Below are 21,991 nucleotides of genomic sequence, written 5' to 3'. Positions count from 1 at the left end.
AATTCTATTTCCTAATGAATTTTTTCATACCAGCTTCCCAATACAAAACATCACCACTCTTTTCTTCATATATCGTCAGTGACTTTAACCCTGATTTTGCAGCCATGGTTTTTACATCACTGAGACAGTAAGTACAAAGTGCTTCCCCACTCACTGACATAAGCATATCTTTGCCATTAGTCATCCCTTTCTCATAGGCTTGTTGGATTACACCTATTTCTGCATGAGCGGTTCCCATGTTTCCATTAGGAAAGTTTTTATTAGGCTCCTTCACTATCTTAGCCTGCACAACATCATTGATAATAGTCGGTTTATTAAAGTCGGCTAACTGCGAAGGTCTCGCTCCCTGGTTAGTATCAGTGAACTTGCTGCCATCAACATTTCCTTTCGCAACGACCTTCACATTCGCATCTACAATCTTGCCAAGTTGTTTCGCCGCTGCCGCACCAAGTACCGGAGTGACCGAAGCAACAATAATATCGGCTCCCTGCTTCAACTTGGTGTAATCTTTGGCTGTTGCGTAATCAACCCCTTTAGTTGTCATAAAGAAGTTGATCATTGCGTCTTGGATCTGCTGCTGATTCTGCGCATCAACACTGGTGATATTCAGCAGGTTTACTATCTGGCCGTAAGCATCCGAGTATTGCTGGCTCGCTTTCGAGTTGTAGTTACCAAGGCCCTCATACCCTTCTTTCGCCTCGATAGCCTTCAGTCTTGCTCCCGCGCAAGCCGAACTCCCGGCATTTCCGTTACTACAGGCATCGATCACTTCCTTGTCGCTGGCGATATCCTTTTCACGCAGTTCATTAACTTTCTGCTGGGCCTGCTCACGCTCTGCCGGGTCTTTGCTGTTCTGGAGTATCTGCTTCGCCAGCTCAAGCTCTGTCTTTTCAGACACGCTCAGATAGTTATTCTCCACCGCATTCTTGCCAGCCTGAGCCCCCGCCAGAGCATTCGCAGTGCTATCACCTGTCACGCCGCCAGCTAAACCTGCTGCCAGCGTCGACAGCGCACTGAGACTCTGCTTCTGCTCCTCACTCAGTTTAGCAATTTTTTCCGGCGTGTCTGCACCATATAACTTTTCAGCCAGATAACGCGCGGCCAATTCACCACCAGCAGCCCCCGCAGCACCAGCGGCTGCCGAGTTGCCACTCACCTGCGCCGCTATCGCCCCCCACACCGCATGGGCAAGCGCGTTGGCCGTTTCATTCGTGCCGGTATACTTCTTGATTTGCTCTGCCGCGTACGGGCTCAAACCACCAGCAAGAGCCTGGGAGATATTTCCCCCTGCCAGGCCCTGCAACGCAGCCGTTACCGCCTGCGCCGCTTTCTGCAAGTCACTGCCCGTACCATACTGCTTCATGGCCTCTTTATACGCAGTGGTGTCTTTCAGGATGCTGACGTACTGATCAATCTCTTCCTGCTTGGCATTTTTCCCCGGCTCCGGCGGCAGTTTCCCATCTTTCGCCAGATCGGCCTTCGCCGCATTCAGCCCGTTTATCTCACCCTGCGTGCGGATGATATCCGCTGCCTGCCCGCCGATCTCGCCAATCAGCTGCGCCTGTTTCAACCGGTTCTGCTCTTTCTCCTTGTCGAAGATCGGTGCAATGCTGCCGTTGGCATTCTCCGTATCCCGGCTCAGGTCGGCGACATTTTGTTGCTGGTTGTCCTTGTCACGGACAGTGATGTTACCTTCGCTCACCGCCGCCTGCGTGGTGCCGCTAGCATGGCCGCTGCCGTTCAGGCCCGATAGCATCCCGCCCGCCAGGTTGCCCTGGAACTCCTTACCACCAAAGTCGCCGCCGCCACTTATCTCAACCCCGACATGTTCGACGTTGTAGTCCGCCTTATTGTGCAGGTCACTGAAGCCCAACGTCCCGGTATCCAGGCTGTTTTTGTCCGCCGTGCCCGTTGAACTGATTACCGCGCCATCCAGTTGGGTATGCTCGCCGACCTTAACGTCAAAGCCGCCCTTGCCCGCAAAGATCCCAGTCTGCTCCTGCACCGAGTCGTAGTTGCTGTGCATTTTGTCCTGGCTCAGGTTCAGGTAGCCAGAGCCGCTCATCGAGCCCCAAGTGAAGCTGCCACCCGCACTGGCGTTCTGCTGCTTCATGTCGTAGAGATCGCTGTCCTGCTGGCTGGAGAGCGTCAGGTTGCGCCCGACGTCAACATCCACCTTGTCACCGCTGACCTGTGCACCGGCCAGGGTGGTATCGCGCCCACTGTTCATGGCCAGCGTCTTACCGCTGTCGATGGTTGTCTCTGTCCACTGCGTACCGGTGCCTTTCTCACTGCCTTTGCCAGCGTTGACGTTGGCGAACACCTTGATACCCGTGTCTTTACCCAGGCTCAGGCCGATACCGATTTCACCGCCGCTGCTCTTGTTACTCCCCGTCTGCTGCTGGGAATTAGCAGCCCCGGCAAGCAAAATGTCGCGAGAGGCATCGATGGTGGTATCGCCACCCGCCTTCAACTGGCTACCCGCAATCACCACATCGCCACTGTTAGCACCACTGCCTTTGCCGGTTGCGGCCACCGACAAATTATTACCCGCCGTCAACGTCGAACCGGTGACATTATCAGAGACCTGTTTTTGCGTGGATGACGACTTTTGGGCCCCCAGGGAAAGGCTGATACCAATCGCATTACCCGCATCGCCCTTGGTATTATCCAACACCGCGGCCTGCCCTGCCTGCACCCCAGACAACGCGGCTTTGGTGCCCTGCAAGGCAGCCAAACGGCCATCGCTTTCACTTTTGGCACTCTGCGCTGCCGCTATTGCTGAGTTGGCCGCTGCACCTGCCGCACCGGACAACGCCACCGTCAGGCCACTCTGCTTCTGCTCAAACCGTTCTTCTACCGTACGCAGGTCATGCCCCGGTTCGATAACGACGCTGTCGCCAGTAACGCTGAGATTTTTACCGGCAATCAGGTCCGCACCGCCAATGTGTGCCTTGCCGCCCGCAACGATATTCACATCGCCACCGGTCGAGCCGATAGTGCTGACACTCTGGCTCTGCGTCGTACCGTCTTCGTTCACCTGATGGCGAGAGCTGGAGCTACCAATCGTCACCCCGATACCACCGGTGCCCATCAGTCCGCTCTTTTTCTTCTCATCCAACCGGTAGCTGGACTGTTCTTCCGTCGCCGCCACGATTTCGACGTTGTTGCCCGCTTGCAGGTTAACTTTACCGTCGCCAACAACCGAAGATCCCTTCACCGTCAGGTCATTACCCGCAGACAGCGACACGTTGTCGCCGCTCAGCAGCGTGCCTTTTTCCTGCGTGGCGTAATCTTCCCGCACCGTATGGGTGGTGGTCTTCGACAGGAACCCTTTCTTGGTCTTGGTTTCTTCGAAGAAGGAGTAGTCGCTTTCGGTGGCGCTGTTGAGCGTCAGATCGCGTCCGGCACTTACCGCCACATCACCGCTGGCCTGCACCTGTGCCGCATTCAAGGTGGCATCTCGATCGGCGCGAATGGTGGTGTTACCCCCGCTGGCGATCTCCGTTCCTTGCTGGCGAATGGACTCATCTACCTGCTGGCGTTTACCTTCCTTGCTCTCGCGGTATTCGCTGGTTTGCTGGGTGTTGAGGTTCACGTCACGCCCGGCGTTCAGGTTAACGTTGTTGTCTGCCACCATCGCTGCGGCCTGCGAGTTCACATCCCGGCCTGCATCCAGCGTTAAATCGCCGCCGCTGGTGAGAGTGGTGCGCGTGGCATCGTTACTGCGCTGTTCGGTGCCGTTATCTTTCTGCCGGGTGCTCGCTTCTTGCGTTTGCAGGTTGATATCGCGCCCAGCCATCACGGTAGTATCAGTCTGGCTGCCAACCTGGCTGGCCTTCACGTTGACATCACGGCCTGCATCGACCGTCAGCGGCCCACCAGCACTAATTTCGCTGCCCTGGCTGCTGTGAGTTTCGCTCTCTCTTACGTTCCGCCAGCTCTGATATTTATCGGCGCTGTAGGTGGTGTTGGCCAGGACGTTGATATCGCCCCCCGCCAGCAAGTCCATCGCACCACCGGAAGTCAATTTGGCTCCCAGGATATCGATGTTGTTTCCAGCGCTCAGGCTCAAGCTGTCCAAGGCCTGGATGGTGCCGATATCGCCGATTTCCGTGCGTGACAGCGACAGGCTTTGTGGCATCCAGCCGCCCAGAGAACCCTGGGTACTCCACTGATTCGTCAGCGTCTGGTTGATGATGCTGCCATCAAGGCTTTCCAACTGCACCGTTTTGCCGCTGATGATTGAGCCGATATTGTTGATATCGCCAATCGCGCTCAGTTGCAGGTTGCCGCCCGCATTGAGCAGGCCAGCATTGAGGTTGCTGATGCTGTTCTGGCTATCGAGCGTCAGTGCGTTCTGTGCGGTCAGCGTGCTGCCGCTGTTGGTGATATTACCGGCGGTGAGAGAGACATTTTTCCCTGAAATCACGCTGCCGTTATTGATCGTCACATCTTTTGGTGACAGGTAGAGCTTCGGCACCATCACCGTTTGGCCATTGATGCTGGTCGCTTCCCACCACAAGATGCTGTGATCCAAAGAGGCGATCTGCTCCGCCGTTAACGCAACCCCAAACTTCAGCCCCAGAGACTGTTGTGCCCTGGCGGCGTTGTCCATCAGGGTTTGCATTTGCTCCAGGTCTGAACCTACGCCGTTCAGATAACGGCTGCCCGTCTGATTGAGCATGGCATTGCTGACATAACGGGTATCAAAGGCCGCATCTCCCAGGAAACGATAGTCGTAATCCGGGTGGAGGTTCAGGCGGTCCAGAAAATAGGAAGAGCCAATAAATTTGTCTTCTACCGTGAACTGTTCGTTGGTTTCACGCGGGCTCTGGCCTGGGGAGATCCCCAGCAATGCGTAGAGATCGCCAAACAGGCTCGGATCGAGTTGCCCCAGCCCGTTAAGTTTCGGGTTGGTGGTGATCAGATACGGGCTGTCCGGATCGGTAGACGCCACAAAATAGCCATTCTCGCCCGTAGGCAGAGGATACGCACTGGTATCGACCGTTTTGCCTTGATACTGGTTTAAGGCCTTACCATCCGTGCCGATCAGGTCCTTGCCATCAGTGGTGGTGTTTTGTAACTTGGCTCCATCACCCAGATTGGCGTTACCCTGGTCACCTTCGCTGTATTTTCCTAACCCGGTGAGCTCAGGCGTGACGTTATCCAGGCCGCTGCCCCCGTTAATCTGTTGCAGGGCATTTTGCAGGCTGTCTTGCCATTCAGGCGAATTGACCGCCGCCTTATCACCAGCAGATAATGCCTGTTTCTCTACGGCACCGCCGATAGTCTGTTGGCTCAGGGTATTCAGCGTTGGGGCATTGATAGTGTGACTTACACCACCTGCGTTGGGTGAGGTGGTGGTATTACTCAGATCGTTGGCAAAGTTGGCCACGACGTTACCGCCAGCCTGAATAACGGAACGGTAGATTTCACCTTCTCCACGTTCATAGCGTACTTCGCCCGTCGCCGTGTAGACGATGTAGTTGGATGTAATTTCCCCTTTAGAAACGCTGGTTTCTGGCACCGGAACTTTACTCAGGCCATAACCATACTGATACGTTTGATAGCGGGTTTCAGTGCCCGAGAACCAGGATTGGTTATTCAGGTTACTCCCTGAAAGATAGGCATTGTTGTTGGCTAAAATATTGCTGGCCTGATTGTCCAGTTGGCCGGCATAAAGGCTGAGATCACGCCCTGCCGCGATACGGGCTGCGCCACCGTTTGCCGTGACGGTGACCGTCGAAACGCCAGAGGCAAACTCCTTAATCCGTTGGTTAAGATAAGGCGTTGGCGTTGAACTGTAATGCGTTGTCGGAGACGCTCCGTGGCCAGGGCTGCCGCCGCCCGATTCCCAGGACTTGATGACATAGCCGTAGTCGCCTTTGTTGAAGAAGGTTAACGGTATTTTGGCCTCAAAATCTGTCACCCAGGAGTACTGCGGTGCGCTGCTTTCAGAGCTGACCACACTCAGCCCATCGCGCTGATTCAGCAAATGGGCGGTGTTAATGGTGATATCACCATTTTGTGTCTCAATGGTGCCAGAGCTGTTCACCACTTCAGCGTTAGCATTGCCCGCCATATCACGCTGCATCCACAGGCTGTTGCCCGCCAGGATGTCACCGCGCAGGTTTTTGATGCTGTTGGCCAGCAGGTACAGGTTGTTACCGGCATACAGCAAGGCGGTGTTAATCAGGCTGCCAGCCGCATTCAGCGTCATCGAGCCCAACGTGCCGGTAAACCCGTCCACGGTGATATCGCTCTGGCTGTTCAGGGTTACGTCGCCCCCTGATTGCAGGGTTCCGGCCGCGTTCATGGCAATGGAGCTGCCACTGAGAGTACTGGCCCCACTTCCGCCGGTGATTTGCCCGTTGTTAGTCAAGATGCCGTACGCCGTGAGGTTGACGCTCTGCCCCTGCAGAGTGCCCTGGTTGGTCAACGCCCCCTGGCTGTTAATATTCAGGCTCTGGCCTGCGGCAATCACGTTCTGGTTAGTAAAGGCGTTCACCAGTTGCAGCGTCAGGTTGCCCAACGCCACGACCTGGCCACGTTGGTCAAAATCGCCACTGCTCAGCAGTAAATCGCCCCCGCTAAACATTTTTCCTGTCTCTTGAAGCGCCACCTGACCGGCATTGATGCCAAGCCCGGAGGTGCCAAGCAGCGTGCCACCGTTAGTCAGTTGCTGGGTATTCAACGCCAGGTTGCTTCCCTGGACCGTGCCCTGATTGTTCAGGCTGCCTGCGGTCAACGTTCCCTGCAGTTCTGCCAGCAAGGTACCGTTGTTGTCTAATGCATCCGCATTCAGTAACAGGGAGCCTGCCTGCAACCAACCGGTGTTGGTAAATTGCGAGCCATAGAGTGACAGATCGGAGCCAGCAAGCAGGCTACCGTCATTACGCCCTGATATCGTCCCCTCGAACCGGGTGTCAGCACCGCTTTGCATCAGGCCGCTGTTGACCCAGTACGGCGAGGTAATGGTGAGTGCGTTCTGGCTGAGAAGGGTACCCGTAGCGTTATTGGTCAATCCACCGGTAAGGTTCAGCGTTAGACCTGTTTCACCTTGCACACGCCCGCTGTTGGTTAGCGTACCGCTGTTAACCCACACGCCGTTCCCCTGGATACGCCCAAGGTTAGTGACCGAGGCCGCATCCAGTTTCAAGTCCCCCGCCGTCAGCAGGGTTTTATCTTGCTGTTGGGTGAAATCTCCGGTCAGCGCCACCGTCAGGCCGTCAACGCCGCTGATTTCGCCCTGATTATTCAGGGTGTCAGCGCGCAGGATGAGATTTTTTGCCAGCCACTGCCCGGCGTTGGTCAACGACTGTGCCTGTAATACAGCTGCACCATTGGCGGTAATTTTGCTGCCAGCCGTCGAATTCAATGCCCCAGACAGAGCCATTTGCAGCGCATCCGCACTCTGGATTGCGCCATCGTTATTCAACGTCTGAGCATTCAGAAGGATCTGTTGCCCCTGCCAGCGGCCGTCATTGGTCACCGTACTGCCATTAACAGAAAGCGTTCCCTGCGTCAGAAGTGATCCCTGGCTGTGGTTCACCAGCGTCAACAACGGGACGGTGAATGCTTGAATGCCCAACGTCAGCGACTGCAGGCCGATCAGCGTGCCTGCGTTATTCACCAAGTTCTGCGTCAGGTTGAGGATGTTACCCTGTACGGCTCCTTGGTTGTTCAACGTAGCGCCCGCCAAAGACAGACTTCCGTCACTCAAGACGGCACCGTCATTGGTCAGCGTCTGCGCCTGTATTTCGCTGTTACCTTTGCTAAGCAGTGACCCTTCATTCACCAGTTCATCGGTGACGTTGACGGCCAGAGAATCGCTCCCCAGCAGGCTGCCACGGTTCAACCAGCTAGTGGCAGTGACGTGGGTTTGTCCACCCTGAACCAGCCCATCTGAGGTCAGTTGCCCAGCATTCAGCGACAATGCGCCTCCGGCCAACGTGCGGCTTGACGCACCCAGCGTCAGCGCATCACCGTAGGCATTCAGCCACTCGCTACCTTGCCATAATCCCGTGTTATTCAGCGTGGCGGCATCCAGCGTCAACCGGTTGGCCACCAGCTTGCCGCTGTTGGTCAGATAGTCGCCGCTCAGGTTCAGAGTCCCCAGGCTTCCCATCTGCCCGCTGTTTTGCAGCGTATTGAGCACCGTGCCAGTCAGGCCCGCAACCGCGTTTATCGATCCGCTGTTATCCAAGCTATCGACGCCAAAGGTCAGGCTATTCCCCTGCCAGGATCCAGCGTTGGTGACTGCGCCACCGTTGACTGCCAGCTCACCCCCGCTCAGCAGTTGTGCACCGGCCAGCACGTTCAGCTCGGTACTGTTCAGAGTCAGCCCGGCATTGCCCTGCATGATCCCGCTGTGAGTCACGGTGCCACTGTCTACCGCCAGCGTATTACCCGCCAACACCCCGGCATTGTTCACCGATTGGCTGCGGAAGGTGGCATTTTCACGGGCCACCAGTTGGCCGCCTTGTTGGTTTACCAAGCCACCCTGCACATTCAGGTTCAGGTTGTTCGCCAGGATGCTGCCCTGGTTGGTGAATTGCTGGCCGGTGAGAGACAAATCATCGTTCACCTGCAATAGGCCAGCGTTATCCAGTTGATCGAGCGCCAGTTCCAGCGCACCGCCGCTGACCAGCTTCCCGCTGGCAAGGTTACTGATAGTGGGGATAGCCAGTTGCAGATGGCTGTTGCCCTGTAGCAGGCCGCTGTTGGTCAGCTGTGGCGCGGTCAATACCACCTTATCTGCCGCCAGGGTGCCCTGGTTCAGAATATGGGCCGCCGTGAGGTCAAACCGATCCTGGCTCAGTAACAGGCCACTGTTGAGCATGTCACCGGTCAGCTCTGCCGTCAGGCGATCTTGCGCCTGGGCACTGCCACTGTTCTGCCAGGTCTGGGCTTTCACCGCCAGTTGTTGCCCCTGCAGAGCGCCCTGATTGAGCAACTGCTGGCCTTCAAGGCGTAACGCCCCGCTAGATAACATCTGGCCGGTGGCTGCGTTATTGAGATGAGTGCCGGAAAGTTGCAGGGACTGGCTACCCTGCACCAGCCCCTTGTTGATAACGTCGCCCACGACGGAGAGCACGGTGGCCGCCAGCCATCCCGCGTTGTCCACTGAGCCCGCAGAGACAGTCATCCCTTGCTGGCCGAGGATCTTCCCTTGGTTGGTCAACGTATTGGCGACTGTCAGGTTCGCCGTTTGTTCACTCAGCGCATTGCCGTTGTTAAGCCACTCTTGTGTGGACAGATCCAGTGTCTGGCCCTGAAGCAATCCGCTATTGGTCAGCGAATCTGCCCGTATTGTCAGTGCTCCGCCACTGAGTAAAACACCATCGAGCTGGTTGTCTAACGTGGAGGTGCCGATATTGAGCTGACGGCTGCCTTGCAGAGTCCCCGTATTGAACAGGGCCGTGGTATCCAAGGTCAGCGTCGTTGCGGCCAGCAGGCCATCATTACTGAATTGAGGGGTGGTCAGCGCCAGGGAGTCGCTCGCGTTGACGGTGCCGTTTTGCTGGTTGCTGAACTGTTTGGCCAGTGACAAGACCATCAGGACCGCCTGCATCGTCCCGGCATTGGTCAAGGTGTCTGCAATCAGGTTTAGCGAACCGCCGGTGAGTACACGCCCACGGTTGGTGGCTTCCGCAGCCTTGATAGCAAGGGCGCTGTCACCCTGCAACGTGCCGCTATTGGCGATGCTGTTGGTGTTCAGGGTCAGTTGATCGGCAGCCAGTTGTCCGGCATTCGACAACGCCATACCGTTCAGTGACAGCTTATCTTTCGCCAGCAGTAAACCGCTCTGCTGGTTATCGATCCGCTGGGTTTTGGCCGTCAGGTTCACGGCATTGATTTCACCGCTGTTGAGCAGTTGATCGCCACTGAGCACCAAATCCCGATCGGTGGTGATCAGTCCGGCGTTTTTCAGCGTCGGGATGGCCAGTGACAGGGCATTGGCCGTATACACGGTGCCGCCCTTCTGGTTCTCCATCAGGCGGGCGATAAGCTCCAGGGTCTGGCTGCCTTGTAGCAAGCCGCTGTTGGTCAGCGTTTGGCTGTTGATCTTCAAGACAGGAGCGACCAGCGTACCCTGGTTGGTCAGGGTGTCCGCCTTCAGGGCCAGGGTTGCGGCATGGCTTTTACCGCTGTGCAGCAGTGAGCCAGCCTCTACCGTTAATGCCCCTTTCGCCGTTTGGGTACCCGCCAGCGTGGCTTGTTGTGCCTGGAGGGTGAGATTGCCCCCGCTTTGTATCTGGGCACCCGGCTGCGTGTTCAACGTCGTGCCATGCCAGGCCAGATCGCCACCCGCATTCCATTCCCCGCCTAATGTGGCGTTACCCGCGTTAACCGTGATCTTGCCTTGGCTGGTGGTGAGGGAATCTGCCGCCGTGCTCAGCGTATCGCTGTTGAGGGTTAACCCCGTCGCGCCAGAGAGCAGGCCGTTCTGCTGCAGCGTTCCAGCCCACAGCGTCAGGCTGTCGTCACTCAGCAACTCGCCGTAACTGCCGTTTCGCAACGTATCGCTGACGTTAAGATCGGCTTTGCCTTTGGCACTCAAGGTGCCGTCTTGATCCAACCTCTGGCTGGTAAGGACCAGCGCCCCTCCACTCAGTATCTTGCCACTGTTGGTGAGAGACTGACCGCTCAACGACAGGTTGCCCTGGCTCTGAACTGTTCCACTATTCGCCAAGTTGGAAAGGGTGCTTTGTATCGCCCCATTGGCCGCCAGCGTGCCGCTGTTGACCAAGCTGGCACCGCTGAGGGTCAGGTTTTGCCCGGCAGTCACTTGCCCCTGCGTCATGCCGCTATTGAACAATGTCATGTCGACATGGCGGGCTGCATCAATCTGGCTGGAACTGTCCACCCGCGCGTCACGAGCCCGCAGGGTGACATCGTTGCCAGCGGTCAGCTTGCCGCTGCTCATCTGCAACGTACCGCCGCTGGTGAGAGCGATATTCTGGTCGCTAACCAGTGTTCCTCCCTGTTGAGTGAGGTCCCCCTGGCTGTTTAACGTGATGGACTGGGTGGCCTTGTGGTCGCCCGACATGCTGATACTTTGCCCTGTCGCCGTTAATGCACCGCCTTGCGCCAACGAATTATTGAGCGTCAATTTACCGTTGGCATCCAGGGTGATATCCCCGGCACGGGCATTGAGGTTACCGAGGTTGACGCCGACGCCTTTGTCGCTGGAAACCAGATGGATACGGTTGGCATACATGCCCCCCAGCGCACCGGTATCGACCGCCACTTTTGGCGTTTCGCCCTGGCCCGCGATCGGGGTCGCATTACCCTGTGCATCCACACGGTTGGCACCCAACGTAATGGTGGCATCCTGGGCATACAGCTGTGCGTTGATCTCAGTGGCACGGGCAATCAGGGCAAATTTCCCGCTCTGGCTGGCATCTAGCCCTTTGCCCTGAATGCTGATGGCCCCTTGCGTCACTTCCAGCGCTTGCAGTTTGCCGTCTGGCCCTAACACCGGTTTACCGGTCGTCAGCGTCGCATTCGGGGTGTTGATGAAGCCGCAGCCGTCGCAGGTGATACCGTAAGGGTTGGCAACCATCACGTTGGCCTGCTTGCCCGCCACTTCCAGATAACCTTGCAGTTGGGAGCGGTTCGGGGCGACAACCTCGTTAATGATGCCTTGGGCTTCCTGCCCGGCTTTCAGGTTGGGGTTGTTCTGGATCAGGCCGCCAAGCTGGGTCTGATTGAGCTGCCCGGTGGCGTTGTTGAGGATCAGCCCCTCTTTGCCCACGTTGAATTCATTGTATTTATTATGGGAAATGCCCGCCTGATTAGGCGTAGCGATATTGACCACCGGCACGCCATTGCCAGCCTGATCGAGCCGGGTATTCCCTTCGGCGACGTTAACACCGTTCGCCAAGGCGGGCAGCAACGGCTGCCAAGCTAGCAAGCTGCACAGGGTATAGCTCAACCAACGCTGGCTGGCATGAATGGGCCGATCGTCTTTTTGCGTCATCCTTGAAACCTTTCCCTGTAAATTAAAGAACGATGTTAATACGGTAGTAAATCGACACCCGATCCGGCTCTAACCAACTCGGATGCGCCAGCGGCCAGCCCACGGTAAATTGGCTGCTGAAATAACGGTTACGGCTGCCCAGCCCCACCGCACCGCCCCACAACGTGCCAGAAGCGTAGGCGTCCACGGAGTCGTGGCGCAGATAACCGCCATCTACGGCAGCCAATACGGAAATATCCCCCAGATACGGCAGGCTGAACGGCGACCAGTTGACCTCGTTACGCCAGTAGCCACCTTTGTCGCCGGAGAGATACTGTTCCTTGAAGCCACGCACCGAACTTTCACCGCCGAGGGTCAGGCGCTCGCTGCCGTAAAGGCGATCGGGCGTCCACTGGCCGTACAGGCTGGTGAGGTAGTTCCAGTTCTGCGCCAACGGCAAGTAATAGCTGCCGGAGAGAGTGTATTTATTAAACTCCGCCTTAGGGGCTTCGCTGGCTTTACCGCTGTCATCTTCCGCGCCTAACCAGGGAACGCCACGGCTGTAGGAAGGGTTGAGCGTGGCAAAGCCGCCCCACAGTTTTTGGCTATGGCTCACGCCCAGAGATACGCTGGTCAGTTTACGGCTGCTGCTGTCCAGCCGGGTGTCATTAAGATAGTTGCGGTTGATACGGTGGGTCAGGCCCAGCGCCAGGCCGGTTTTCATGTCACTGTTACGGAACAATACGCGCGAAACGTTGAAGCGATGGGTCTGGCTGTCGCCGGTAGATCGCCAGTCAAAGCCCTGATTGTCGATCGTCGAGAGGTAGTCGCTGTAGGAGTAGTTGTAATCCATCAGCCAGTAGCCATAAGGCAGGCTGACACCAGCCTGGACGCTGCGGGCATCGTGATCGTTGGCGAAATCGCTGCTGCGCGCGCCGGTCACAAACCACTGATCCGCCAGCCCCAACAGGTTATTGCCGGTCAATGAGCCGTTGATCTGTCCGGTGCCGGTACTTTTCTGCCCGCTGTTGTCAAAACCCAGCCCCAGCATCACCGGGAACTCGGGCTTGGCGGTCAAATTGACCACCGAATAGCCCGGTTGGCTGCCGGGCAGGATTTCAATCTGCACCGGTTGCTGGCGCAGGCGGTTGATCTGCTCCATGCCCTGTTCGATATCGCGCAGGTTCAGGATGTTGCCCACCAGGCCAGGGAACGCCATCTTCAGCATTCGGTCATCCCGTTGGTCCAGCAAGATCTTTTCCAACTGCCCTTCCAGCACCAGCAGCTTCAACTCCCCATGGGACAGGTCTTGCTCGGTCAGAAAAGCGCGGCTGGTGATATAGCCCCGTTCGATATACCAATCGGAAACCTGCTGCACCAGGGTGTTGATCTGGGCCAGATTCAGGCAGCGTTGCAGATAGGGCTGGGTCAAGGCTTGCCGCGCACGGGCGGGCAGATGGCTGGCACCTTCAAGGCGAATGGTCGTAATAGTGAAGCACGGCCCGCCGGGGGCTGTGGCGGCTGGCGTTTGTGGCAGCACCGGCGTCAGGCTGCGTTGCAATTCCTGACGTTGTTGTTGGTTTTGTTGCAACAATTCACGTTGTTGCTGTTGGATAGTATCTCGATCCGCCGGGCTGAGCATATTGGCGCCAACAGCCGAACTGAGAGAAAGAAACAATAAGGATACTGCCAACCGCTGAGCTACTGAGTCCATTCAGATAAACCGCCTTAATGATTTTGCGGCATTCTAGCGACATAATTCGGCATCAGACAAGCAAGAGATCGTGACTTTACGGGACTTCGAGGCATCTGAATTGGCATAAATCTCAGAGTGAGGCGGGGTAAATGTTCTGAAATTGTTTTAATCCATTCACTTTATTTGCTGCATGCAAATTAAACAGTCAATTATGCTAAACAAACACAGATTTTTCTGGTTGAAAAAATAATCGACAACAGTGTCCATTTTCTACGACAGATTAAGCTATCAATTAAGCCTTACCGTTAAGTGGGCGCAGCATGCGCGCCCACCAGGATAGGTTTGGTGACAGAATCTATTCTGAGCTTGATGCTCAGCTCGCTATCGGCTCTGAACCGCCCTTGTCCAACGGCTCTTCCGGTTCGGCTGGCAGCACCATATAGGTGCCCTCAAATACTGCACCTTCGTCATCGTCACCGAATAAATGCACTTCTGCCTGCACCCGCGCCCGGCGGCCACGCGCCAAACGGGCCAGATCGCCACTCAATGAGCTCAGATCGGCAACGGCTCTCGGCCTGCCGGTGATCGGTTTGCTGTAGCGGATGTGGGCGTCTGCCAGAATAATCGTGCCCCCCAGGTGGCGCTCACGCAGCAGCAGCCAGATCAGCCCCCATGCAGTCAGCGTTGCCAGGGAGAACAGGCTACCGGCAAACAGCGTATGGTGTGGATTCTGATTACCCACTTCCGGCATCGTGGTAACAAAGCGTTGGCCGGTATATTGGCTGATGCGCACGCCCATTTTTTCACTGAGCGGGATATGTTCATACCAGGCTTGTTGCAACTGCCCGCACCAGTCGGGGCGATGCAGAATATCGTCCAGCGTGGCCACGGGTTTGATCATCAGGTAATGGCGGATCGGCGTAGTTTGCGGCGCAGTGATTTCGCCCTGGTTGATAAAGCCCAGCTTGGCAAAGAAGTCCACCGCGTCCTCACGGGCGCTACACACCACCCGCTTCACTCCTTCCTGGCGCGCTACCGACTCAAGGGTCATTGCCACCAGAGTTCCCAGGCCTTTGTCCTGCACAGCTGGATCGACCGCCATAAAGCGGATAGCGGCTTCGTTATCGGCATTGATATACAGACGGCCAATCGCCACTATCCGGCCATTCTCATCCACCACCATCTGATGGTGCGCCATGGCGTCGTAGGCATCCTTTTCCGAACCCACCGGCTGGTGTAATGGCTTGCGCAGCATCTCCCAGCGAAACTGGTAATAGTCTTTCAGTTCTTGTTCTGTAACGGGTACTCGTAGGTGATACATAGACGCCTTCTCTTGTGATCTTTAAACCTGCAGCCAGAACGTCACCGGGCCATCGTTCACCAATGCCACCTGCATATCGGCGGCAAACTCACCGGTGTGGGTTTCAATACCCCGTTCCTGGCACTGCCCAACAAAATAGCGGTATAGCCGATCGGCCTCCTGCGGCACCGCACCGCGCGAAAAACTTGGCCGCATGCCTTTCTGGGTATCGGCTACCAGGGTGAACTGCGACACTACCAACAGGCTACCACCAGCCTGCTGAACGTTGAGATTCATCTTGTCATCCTCGTCGCCGAAGATGCGATACCCCAGCACCCGCTCACACAGGCGTTGGGCTTTTTGCTCGTTATCGTCCTGCTCAACGCCCAATAACACTAACAAACCGGGGCCAATCTTGCCTACTGTCTGACCTTCTACCGTAACGCTGGCGTTTAATACCCGTTGAATTAACGCAATCATAACGATCCTTCCTGCTCCTCTTTTTGCTGTTGTTCTGCTTTCTGCTGCTGGTAAAGGCGGTGCTCACCCAGCGTAACGGTGATTTCGGCACCCAATAACACGATACACCAGCTCCAGTAGACCCATAAAAATAAAATCGGGATCACCGCCAGCACGCCGTAGATCAGCTGGTAGGAAGGGAACATGGTGACATACAGCGCAAAAGCTTTCTTACCCAGCTCGAACAACACCCCGGCCACCAGAGCCCCGATCAACGCATCTTTCGCAGGCACGCGTACCGTGGGCACCACGCTGTATAACAACCAGAAAGAGACCCAGGACAGGATCAGCGGGAAGATGCGCAGCACCTCATCCACCAGGCTGTTAACGCCGCTTTGCGCTAACCAGTTTAGCGACAACAGATAGGAGCTGATCGCCATACTGGCCCCCACCAGCAGCGGGCCGAGGGTCAGCACCATCCAGTAAACAGCAAAAGAAACCACGATCGGCCGCTGGTTCTTACTGCGCCAGATGGTGTTCAACACGCTATCCACCGAATAGATCAGCAGCAGCGCGGTGACAATCAGGCCGCAGATCCCCACGGCGGTCATCTTGCTGGAATTGGCAACAAACTGCTCCAGGTAACGTTGCAGCACGTTACCTGCGGCAGGCATAAAGTTGGAGAAAATAAAGCTTTTTAGCTGCACGCTGATATCCGCAAACATCGGGAAAACGGCAAACAGCGCAAACACCACGGTGATCAGCGGCACCAGGGAAAGTAGCGAGACATAGGCCAGATGGCCCGCCAACATGGTCAGGCCATCCTCATCAATACGTTTAAACAGCAACCGCCCGAAGGTTATTCCGGGTTTGATCGACGATGGCAGCTTTTTGCGGCGGAAAAACGACATAGCTTTATCCTAAATGTCAGTCTGGACGCCTTAAGCTTAACGTACGGTGATCATTGAGCAAAATAAGCCGGCACAACCTGGCGATCGATGACGTGTACCGCCTTAATCCCCAGCGCTGCGGCCGCTTCTACGTTCGCCGCCACATCGTCAAAGAATACCGCCTGATCCGCCGGGGTGTTTTCCGCCTTCAGTACGTGCTGATAGATGTTGGCATCGGGTTTACGCATGCCAAGATCCTGCGACAGATACATGTGGTCGGCCGCTTCAGCGACCTGAGGGTAATGCTGAGGCCAATAATTGCAGTGCAGACGGTTGGTATTCGATAACACCACCACGCGATGCCCTTCGTTGCGCAGACGGTGCATAATCTCGATCACTTCAGGGCGTAGGGCGACAAATACCGCCTGCCAGCCGGTGGCAAACTGCTCGAAGCTGAGCGCTATCCCCATCTCTTCACAGAGCTTGGCCGCAAAGTCTTCGTCGCTAATCTCGCCGCGCTCGTGCTGTTGGAATACCTCACCCATGCTAAAACGTTCGGACAACGTCGCCAGCGGTGTGCCGCTCAGGTTGCTCCACACGCCCAGTACACGTTTGAAATCGATATCGACAATCACATTACCTAAATCAAAGATATACAGCATAGTCCTCTCCCATGGGCCAGTGAGATTTCACTGTAACGGGAAAAGTTAAGGCTGAACAGGGAGCAGTGTGAAAAGCGCATGGCGCGCCGCAGAAAGGGGGAAAGACAGAGGAAAAAACTCAGGGCGCTGTGACACGCCCTAAGTATTGCGGATTAAATCGGCGAATTAAGCTTCTTTAGGACCGCGGTTGGCACGCTTACGATCGTTTTCCGTCAGGTGACGCTTACGGATACGGATCGAGATTGGCGTTACTTCTACCAGTTCGTCATCATCGATGAATTCCAGAGCTTGCTCCAGAGACATTTTGATGGCCGGAACCAGGGTAGTCGCTTCATCGGTACCCGATGCGCGCATGTTGGTCAGTTTCTTACCGGTCAGGCAGTTCACGGTCAGGTCGTTAGAACGTGAGTGGATACCGATGATCTGGCCTTCATACACTTCAGCACCGTGGCCCAGGAACAGCTTGCCGCGATCTTGCAGACCGTACAGAGCGAACGCTACCGCTTTGCCCTGGCCGTTAGAGATCAGCACGCCGTTCTGACGCTGGCCCACTTCGCCTGGACGCACATCGTCGTAGTGGCTGAAGGTGGAGTACAGCAGACCGGTACCAGAAGTCATGGTCATGAATTCGTTACGGAAGCCGATCAGGCCACGGCTTGGGATCACGTAGTCAAGACGCACACGGCCCTTGCCATCTGGATCCATGTTTTTCAGGTCAGCTTTACGCTCACCCATCGCCTGCATCACAGAACCCTGGTGCTGTTCTTCGATGTCCAGCGTCACGTTCTCGAACGGCTCTTGCTTGCGGCCATCGATTTCGCGGAAGATAACTTTCGGACGGGAAACCGCCAGTTCAAAACCTTCACGACGCATGTTTTCGATCAGAACCGACAGGTGAAGCTCACCACGGCCTGAAACACGGAATGCGTCAGCATCTTCGGTTTCTTCAACGCGCAACGCCACGTTGTGTACCAGTTCCTTGTTCAGACGCTCAAGGATTTGGCGTGAAGTCACGAACTTGCCTTCTTTACCACAGAACGGTGAGGTATTGACGTTAAAGAACATGCTTACGGTAGGTTCATCAACTGACAGTGCTGGCAACGCTTCAACCGCGTTCACATCACAAATGGTGTCAGAGATGTTCAGCTCGCCCAGGCCGGTGATGGCAACGATGTCGCCCGCCTCGGCAACGGTGGCTTCGATACGTTCCAGACCCATATGGGTCAGCACTTTACCGATTTTACCGTTACGGGTTTTGCCTTCGCTGTCGATCAGGGTGATCTGCTGGTTAGGCTTCACTTTACCACGCTTGATACGGCCGATGCCGATAACGCCCACGTAGTTGTTGTAGTCCAGCTGCGAGATCTGCATCTGGAAAGGTGCTTCCAGCTCAACCTGTGGCGCAGAGACGTGATCGACAATCGCCTGGTACAGCGGAGTCATGTCTTCGGCCATATCGTTATGGTCAAGACCAGCGATACCCATCAATGCAGATGCATAGATGATTGGGAAGTCGAGCTGTTCGTCGGTAGCGTCCAGGTTAACGAACAGGTCGAAGACCTGATCCACAACCCAGTCAGGACGCGCGCCAGGGCGGTCAACCTTGTTGATTACCACGATCGGTTTCAGACCATTAGCGAACGCTTTCTTGGTCACGAAACGGGTTTGCGGCATTGGGCCATCCATTGCATCCACAACCAGCAGCACCGAGTCGACCATTGACATCACGCGCTCTACCTCGCCGCCGAAGTCGGCGTGTCCTGGGGTGTCTACGATGTTGATGCGGTAGTCTTTCCAATTAATGGCGGTGTTTTTTGCGAGGATGGTAATCCCACGCTCTTTCTCCAAATCGTTGGAGTCCATTACGCGTTCTGTCGCTTCTGAACGCTCTCCGAAAGTACCGGATTGTTGCAGCAACTTGTCAACCAGGGTGGTCTTACCATGGTCAACGTGGGCAATAATGGCGATGTTACGCAAATTTTCGATCACAGCTTTGCCTCAGGCATTAGAAATAGCGCGCTATTGTACACGTATTAAGCGAGGTACTAAACAAGATCACAACACTCTCTTATAAACAACTGTGTACAGGCTAGTTTGTGATCCCTTTCACGGTGCAAAAAGCAGCAATCGATGATGTTTTGCACCATTCTAGTGCCCTACCCCAGGTTATTTGCACCACCATAGTGCATTGCATCGCTAATGGTGCATACTGGCAATGAGCAAAACCCGCACAAACCGGCGATTTTTTCGCTTTTTAAAAGTTGGCACAGTTTTCGCTTTAGTCTACACAAGGCAAAACAGGCCAGTTACACAGATTCGTTCCACGACGATGACAACGATAAATCCGGGAGAGTTAAGTATGTCCGCTGAACACGTTTTGACGATGCTGAATGAGCATGAAGTGAAATTCGTAGACCTGCGTTTCACTGACACCAAGGGTAAAGAGCAACACGTTACCATCCCTGCTCATCAGGTAAATGCCGACTTCTTCGAAGAAGGTAAAATGTTTGACGGCTCCTCAATCGGTGGTTGGAAGGGCATCAACGAATCTGACATGGTCCTGATGCCAGACGCCAGCACGGCGGTTCTGGATCCGTTCTTCGAAGAGTCTACCCTGATCATTCGTTGTGACATCCTCGAGCCAGGCACCATGCAGGGCTACGATCGTGACCCACGCTCAATCTCCAAGCGTGCTGAAGACTTCCTGCGCTCTTCCGGCATCGCCGATACCGTGCTGTTCGGGCCAGAACCAGAGTTCTTCCTGTTTGACGACATTCGTTTCGGTAGCAGCATCCGTGGTTCTATGGTTGCTATTGATGATATCGAAGGCGCCTGGAACTCCAGCACCAAACTCGAAGGCGGCAACAAAGGCCACCGTCCAGCGGTCAAAGGCGGTTACTTCCCAGTGCCACCGGTCGACTCTTCACAGGACATCCGTTCTACCATGTGTCTGACCATGGAAGAAATGGGCCTGGTGGTTGAAGCTCACCACCACGAAGTGGCAACCGCAGGTCAGAACGAAGTGGCTACCCGCTTCAATACCATGACCAAGAAAGCCGACGAAATCCAAATCTACAAATACGTGGTTCACAACGTGGCTCACGCATTTGGCAAAACCGCGACCTTCATGCCAAAACCGATGTTCGGCGATAACGGCTCAGGTATGCACTGCCACATGTCACTGTCCAAGAACGGTACCAACCTGTTCGCTGGCGACAAGTACGGCGGCCTGTCTGAAATGGCGCTGTTCTACATTGGCGGCATCATCAAACACGCTAAAGCGATCAACGCCCTGGCCAACCCGACCACCAACTCCTACAAGCGTCTAGTCCCAGGCTACGAAGCGCCGGTTATGCTGGCTTACTCTGCCCGTAACCGCTCTGCGTCTATCCGTATCCCAGTGGTTGCCAGCCCGAAAGCGCGCCGTATCGAAGCTCGTTTCCCGGACCCAGCGGCTAACCCATACCTGTGCTTCGCTGCACTGCTGATGGCTGGCCTGGACGGCGTGATCAACAAGATCCACCCTGGCGATGCCATGGATAAAAACCTGTATGACCTGCCGCCGGAAGAAGAAGCTGAAATTCCAAAAGTGGCTGGCTCACTAGATGAAGCAATGGCCGCACTGAACGAAGACCGTGAATTCCTGACCCGCGGTGGCGTATTCACCGACGACGCGATCGATGCCTACATCGAACTGCGTAAAGAAGAAATGGATCGCGTGCGCATGACGCCACACCCAGTTGAGTTCGAACTGTATTACAGCGTTTAAGTCATACCCGCGCTGTCTAAGGATGGCGCGTCCTAAGTATTAGTAGCCGTTTTTTTGTTGCCGTGGAAACTTTTAGCCCATCTTCGGATGGGCTTTTTTCTCCACCGTATGTTTTGCAAAACTATTTCATACCGTGATGGTTGCGGATGGAGTAGGATGGATGCACTAAAAAGGTGCAGGAGACTGCTGTATGGCAACCGGCAAGCTGCCCGATGCTGGGCAGATCCTCAATTCTCTCATCAACAGCATTTTGCTGTTGGATGACACCCTGGCGATCCACTACGCCAACCCGGCCGCACAACAACTGCTGGCACAGAGTTCCCGTAAACTTTTCGGTACACCTCTGCCCGATTTGCTCGGCTATTTTTCGCTGAATATCGATCTGATGCGCGAGAGCCTGCATGCCGGCCAGGGCTTTACCGATAATGAAGTAACCCTGGTGGTCGACAGCCGCGCCCATATCCTCTCCCTGACCGCTCAGGCGCTGCCAGATGGCTTTATTCTGCTTGAACTGGCCCCAATGGACAATCAGCGTCGCCTCAGCCAGGAGCAGTTACAGCACGCCCAACAGGTTGCAGCTCGCGATCTGGTGCGCGGCCTGGCCCACGAAATCAAAAATCCGCTCGGCGGTTTGCGGGGTGCCGCGCAGTTGCTGGCCAAAGCCTTGCCAGACCCCTCGCTGACGGAATACACCAAGGTGATCATCGAACAGGCCGATCGGCTGCGTAATCTGGTAGATCGCCTGCTCGGGCCACAGCGCCCCGGCCAACATATTACTCAGAGTATCCATCAGGTCGCGGAGCGAGTCTTCCAATTGGTGTCGTTGGAGAAACCCGATAACGTCACGCTGGTGCGTGATTACGACCCTAGTCTGCCTGAGCTGGCGCACGATCCCGATCAAATCGAGCAGGTGTTGCTCAATATCACCCGCAACGCGCTGCAGGCACTGAGCGAAACCGGTGGCACCATCACGCTGCGCACGCGTACCGCGTTTCAGATCACCCTGCACGGCACCCGCTACCGGCTAGCGGCACGGATCGATGTGGAGGATGACGGCCCGGGCGTACCGGCCCAGTTGCAAGACACTCTGTTCTACCCAATGGTCAGCGGCCGCGAAGGCGGTACCGGCCTGGGGTTATCCATCGCCCGTAATCTAATCGATCAGCATTGCGGAAAAATTGAATTTAACAGTTGGCCAGGTCACACCGAATTCTCGGTTTTCCTGCCTATTCGCCAGTGAGGTTTGT

At 55.7% G+C, this 21,991-nt stretch carries 9 protein-coding genes; 2 read left to right on the top strand and 7 right to left on the bottom strand.

Annotation, left to right across the window (positions count from 1 at the left end; all coding sequences use genetic code 11):
• Positions 1-4: 4 nt before the first annotated feature.
• The 7 genes from AC6HVW_RS22565 to typA all read right to left on the bottom strand — a co-directional run bounded on the left by AC6HVW_RS22565 (position 5) and on the right by typA (position 18,964).
• On the bottom strand, positions 5-11,989 hold the full coding sequence (locus AC6HVW_RS22565) for a hemagglutinin repeat-containing protein (RefSeq protein WP_497569672.1): 11,985 nt from the start codon (positions 11,987-11,989) through the stop codon (positions 5-7).
• Between the two features lie 22 nt (positions 11,990-12,011).
• Positions 12,012-13,682 carry a ShlB/FhaC/HecB family hemolysin secretion/activation protein gene (locus AC6HVW_RS22560; RefSeq protein WP_059199306.1) on the bottom strand — a complete coding sequence of 557 codons (1,671 nt, stop codon included), beginning with the start codon at positions 13,680-13,682 and terminating at the stop codon, positions 12,012-12,014.
• 355 nt (positions 13,683-14,037) lie between these two features.
• Positions 14,038-14,985: a fatty acid biosynthesis protein FabY gene (gene fabY / locus AC6HVW_RS22555; RefSeq protein ID WP_059199305.1), complete on the bottom strand. Its 948-nt coding sequence runs from the start codon at positions 14,983-14,985 to the stop codon at positions 14,038-14,040.
• Positions 14,986-15,006: 21 nt separating this feature from the next.
• Positions 15,007-15,444, bottom strand: a complete 438-nt coding sequence (gene dtd / locus AC6HVW_RS22550; RefSeq protein WP_186486585.1) for a D-aminoacyl-tRNA deacylase — start codon at positions 15,442-15,444, stop codon at positions 15,007-15,009.
• On the bottom strand, positions 15,441-16,334 hold the full coding sequence (locus AC6HVW_RS22545; RefSeq protein ID WP_071683782.1) for a virulence factor BrkB family protein: 894 nt from the start codon (positions 16,332-16,334) through the stop codon (positions 15,441-15,443). The genes dtd and AC6HVW_RS22545 overlap by 4 nt, the downstream gene beginning before the upstream one ends.
• 50 nt (positions 16,335-16,384) lie before the next feature.
• Entirely contained in the window at positions 16,385-16,975 is a 591-nt protein-coding gene (yihX, locus tag AC6HVW_RS22540; RefSeq protein WP_024482960.1) for a glucose-1-phosphatase, read from the bottom strand.
• Between the two features lie 165 nt (positions 16,976-17,140).
• The gene (typA, locus tag AC6HVW_RS22535; RefSeq protein WP_059199303.1) at positions 17,141-18,964 is read right to left on the bottom strand and encodes a ribosome-dependent GTPase TypA; all 1,824 of its coding nucleotides are present in this window, start codon (positions 18,962-18,964) and stop codon (positions 17,141-17,143) included.
• A 370-nt stretch (positions 18,965-19,334) separates the two neighbouring features.
• Between typA and glnA the strand changes: the two genes are divergently transcribed.
• Both glnA and glnL read left to right on the top strand, forming a co-directional pair.
• Positions 19,335-20,744: a glutamate--ammonia ligase gene (gene glnA, locus AC6HVW_RS22530; RefSeq protein ID WP_024482962.1), complete on the top strand. Its 1,410-nt coding sequence runs from the start codon at positions 19,335-19,337 to the stop codon at positions 20,742-20,744.
• Between the two features lie 190 nt (positions 20,745-20,934).
• Entirely contained in the window at positions 20,935-21,984 is a 1,050-nt protein-coding gene (gene glnL, locus AC6HVW_RS22525) for a nitrogen regulation protein NR(II) (protein ID WP_065683705.1), read from the top strand.
• Positions 21,985-21,991: the final 7 nt, after the last annotated feature.

The organism is Serratia sp. NCCP-200, assembly GCF_059697885.1.
Note: the sequence above shows the minus strand (reverse complement) of the source record. Positions and strands in the feature narration are given on the sequence as shown.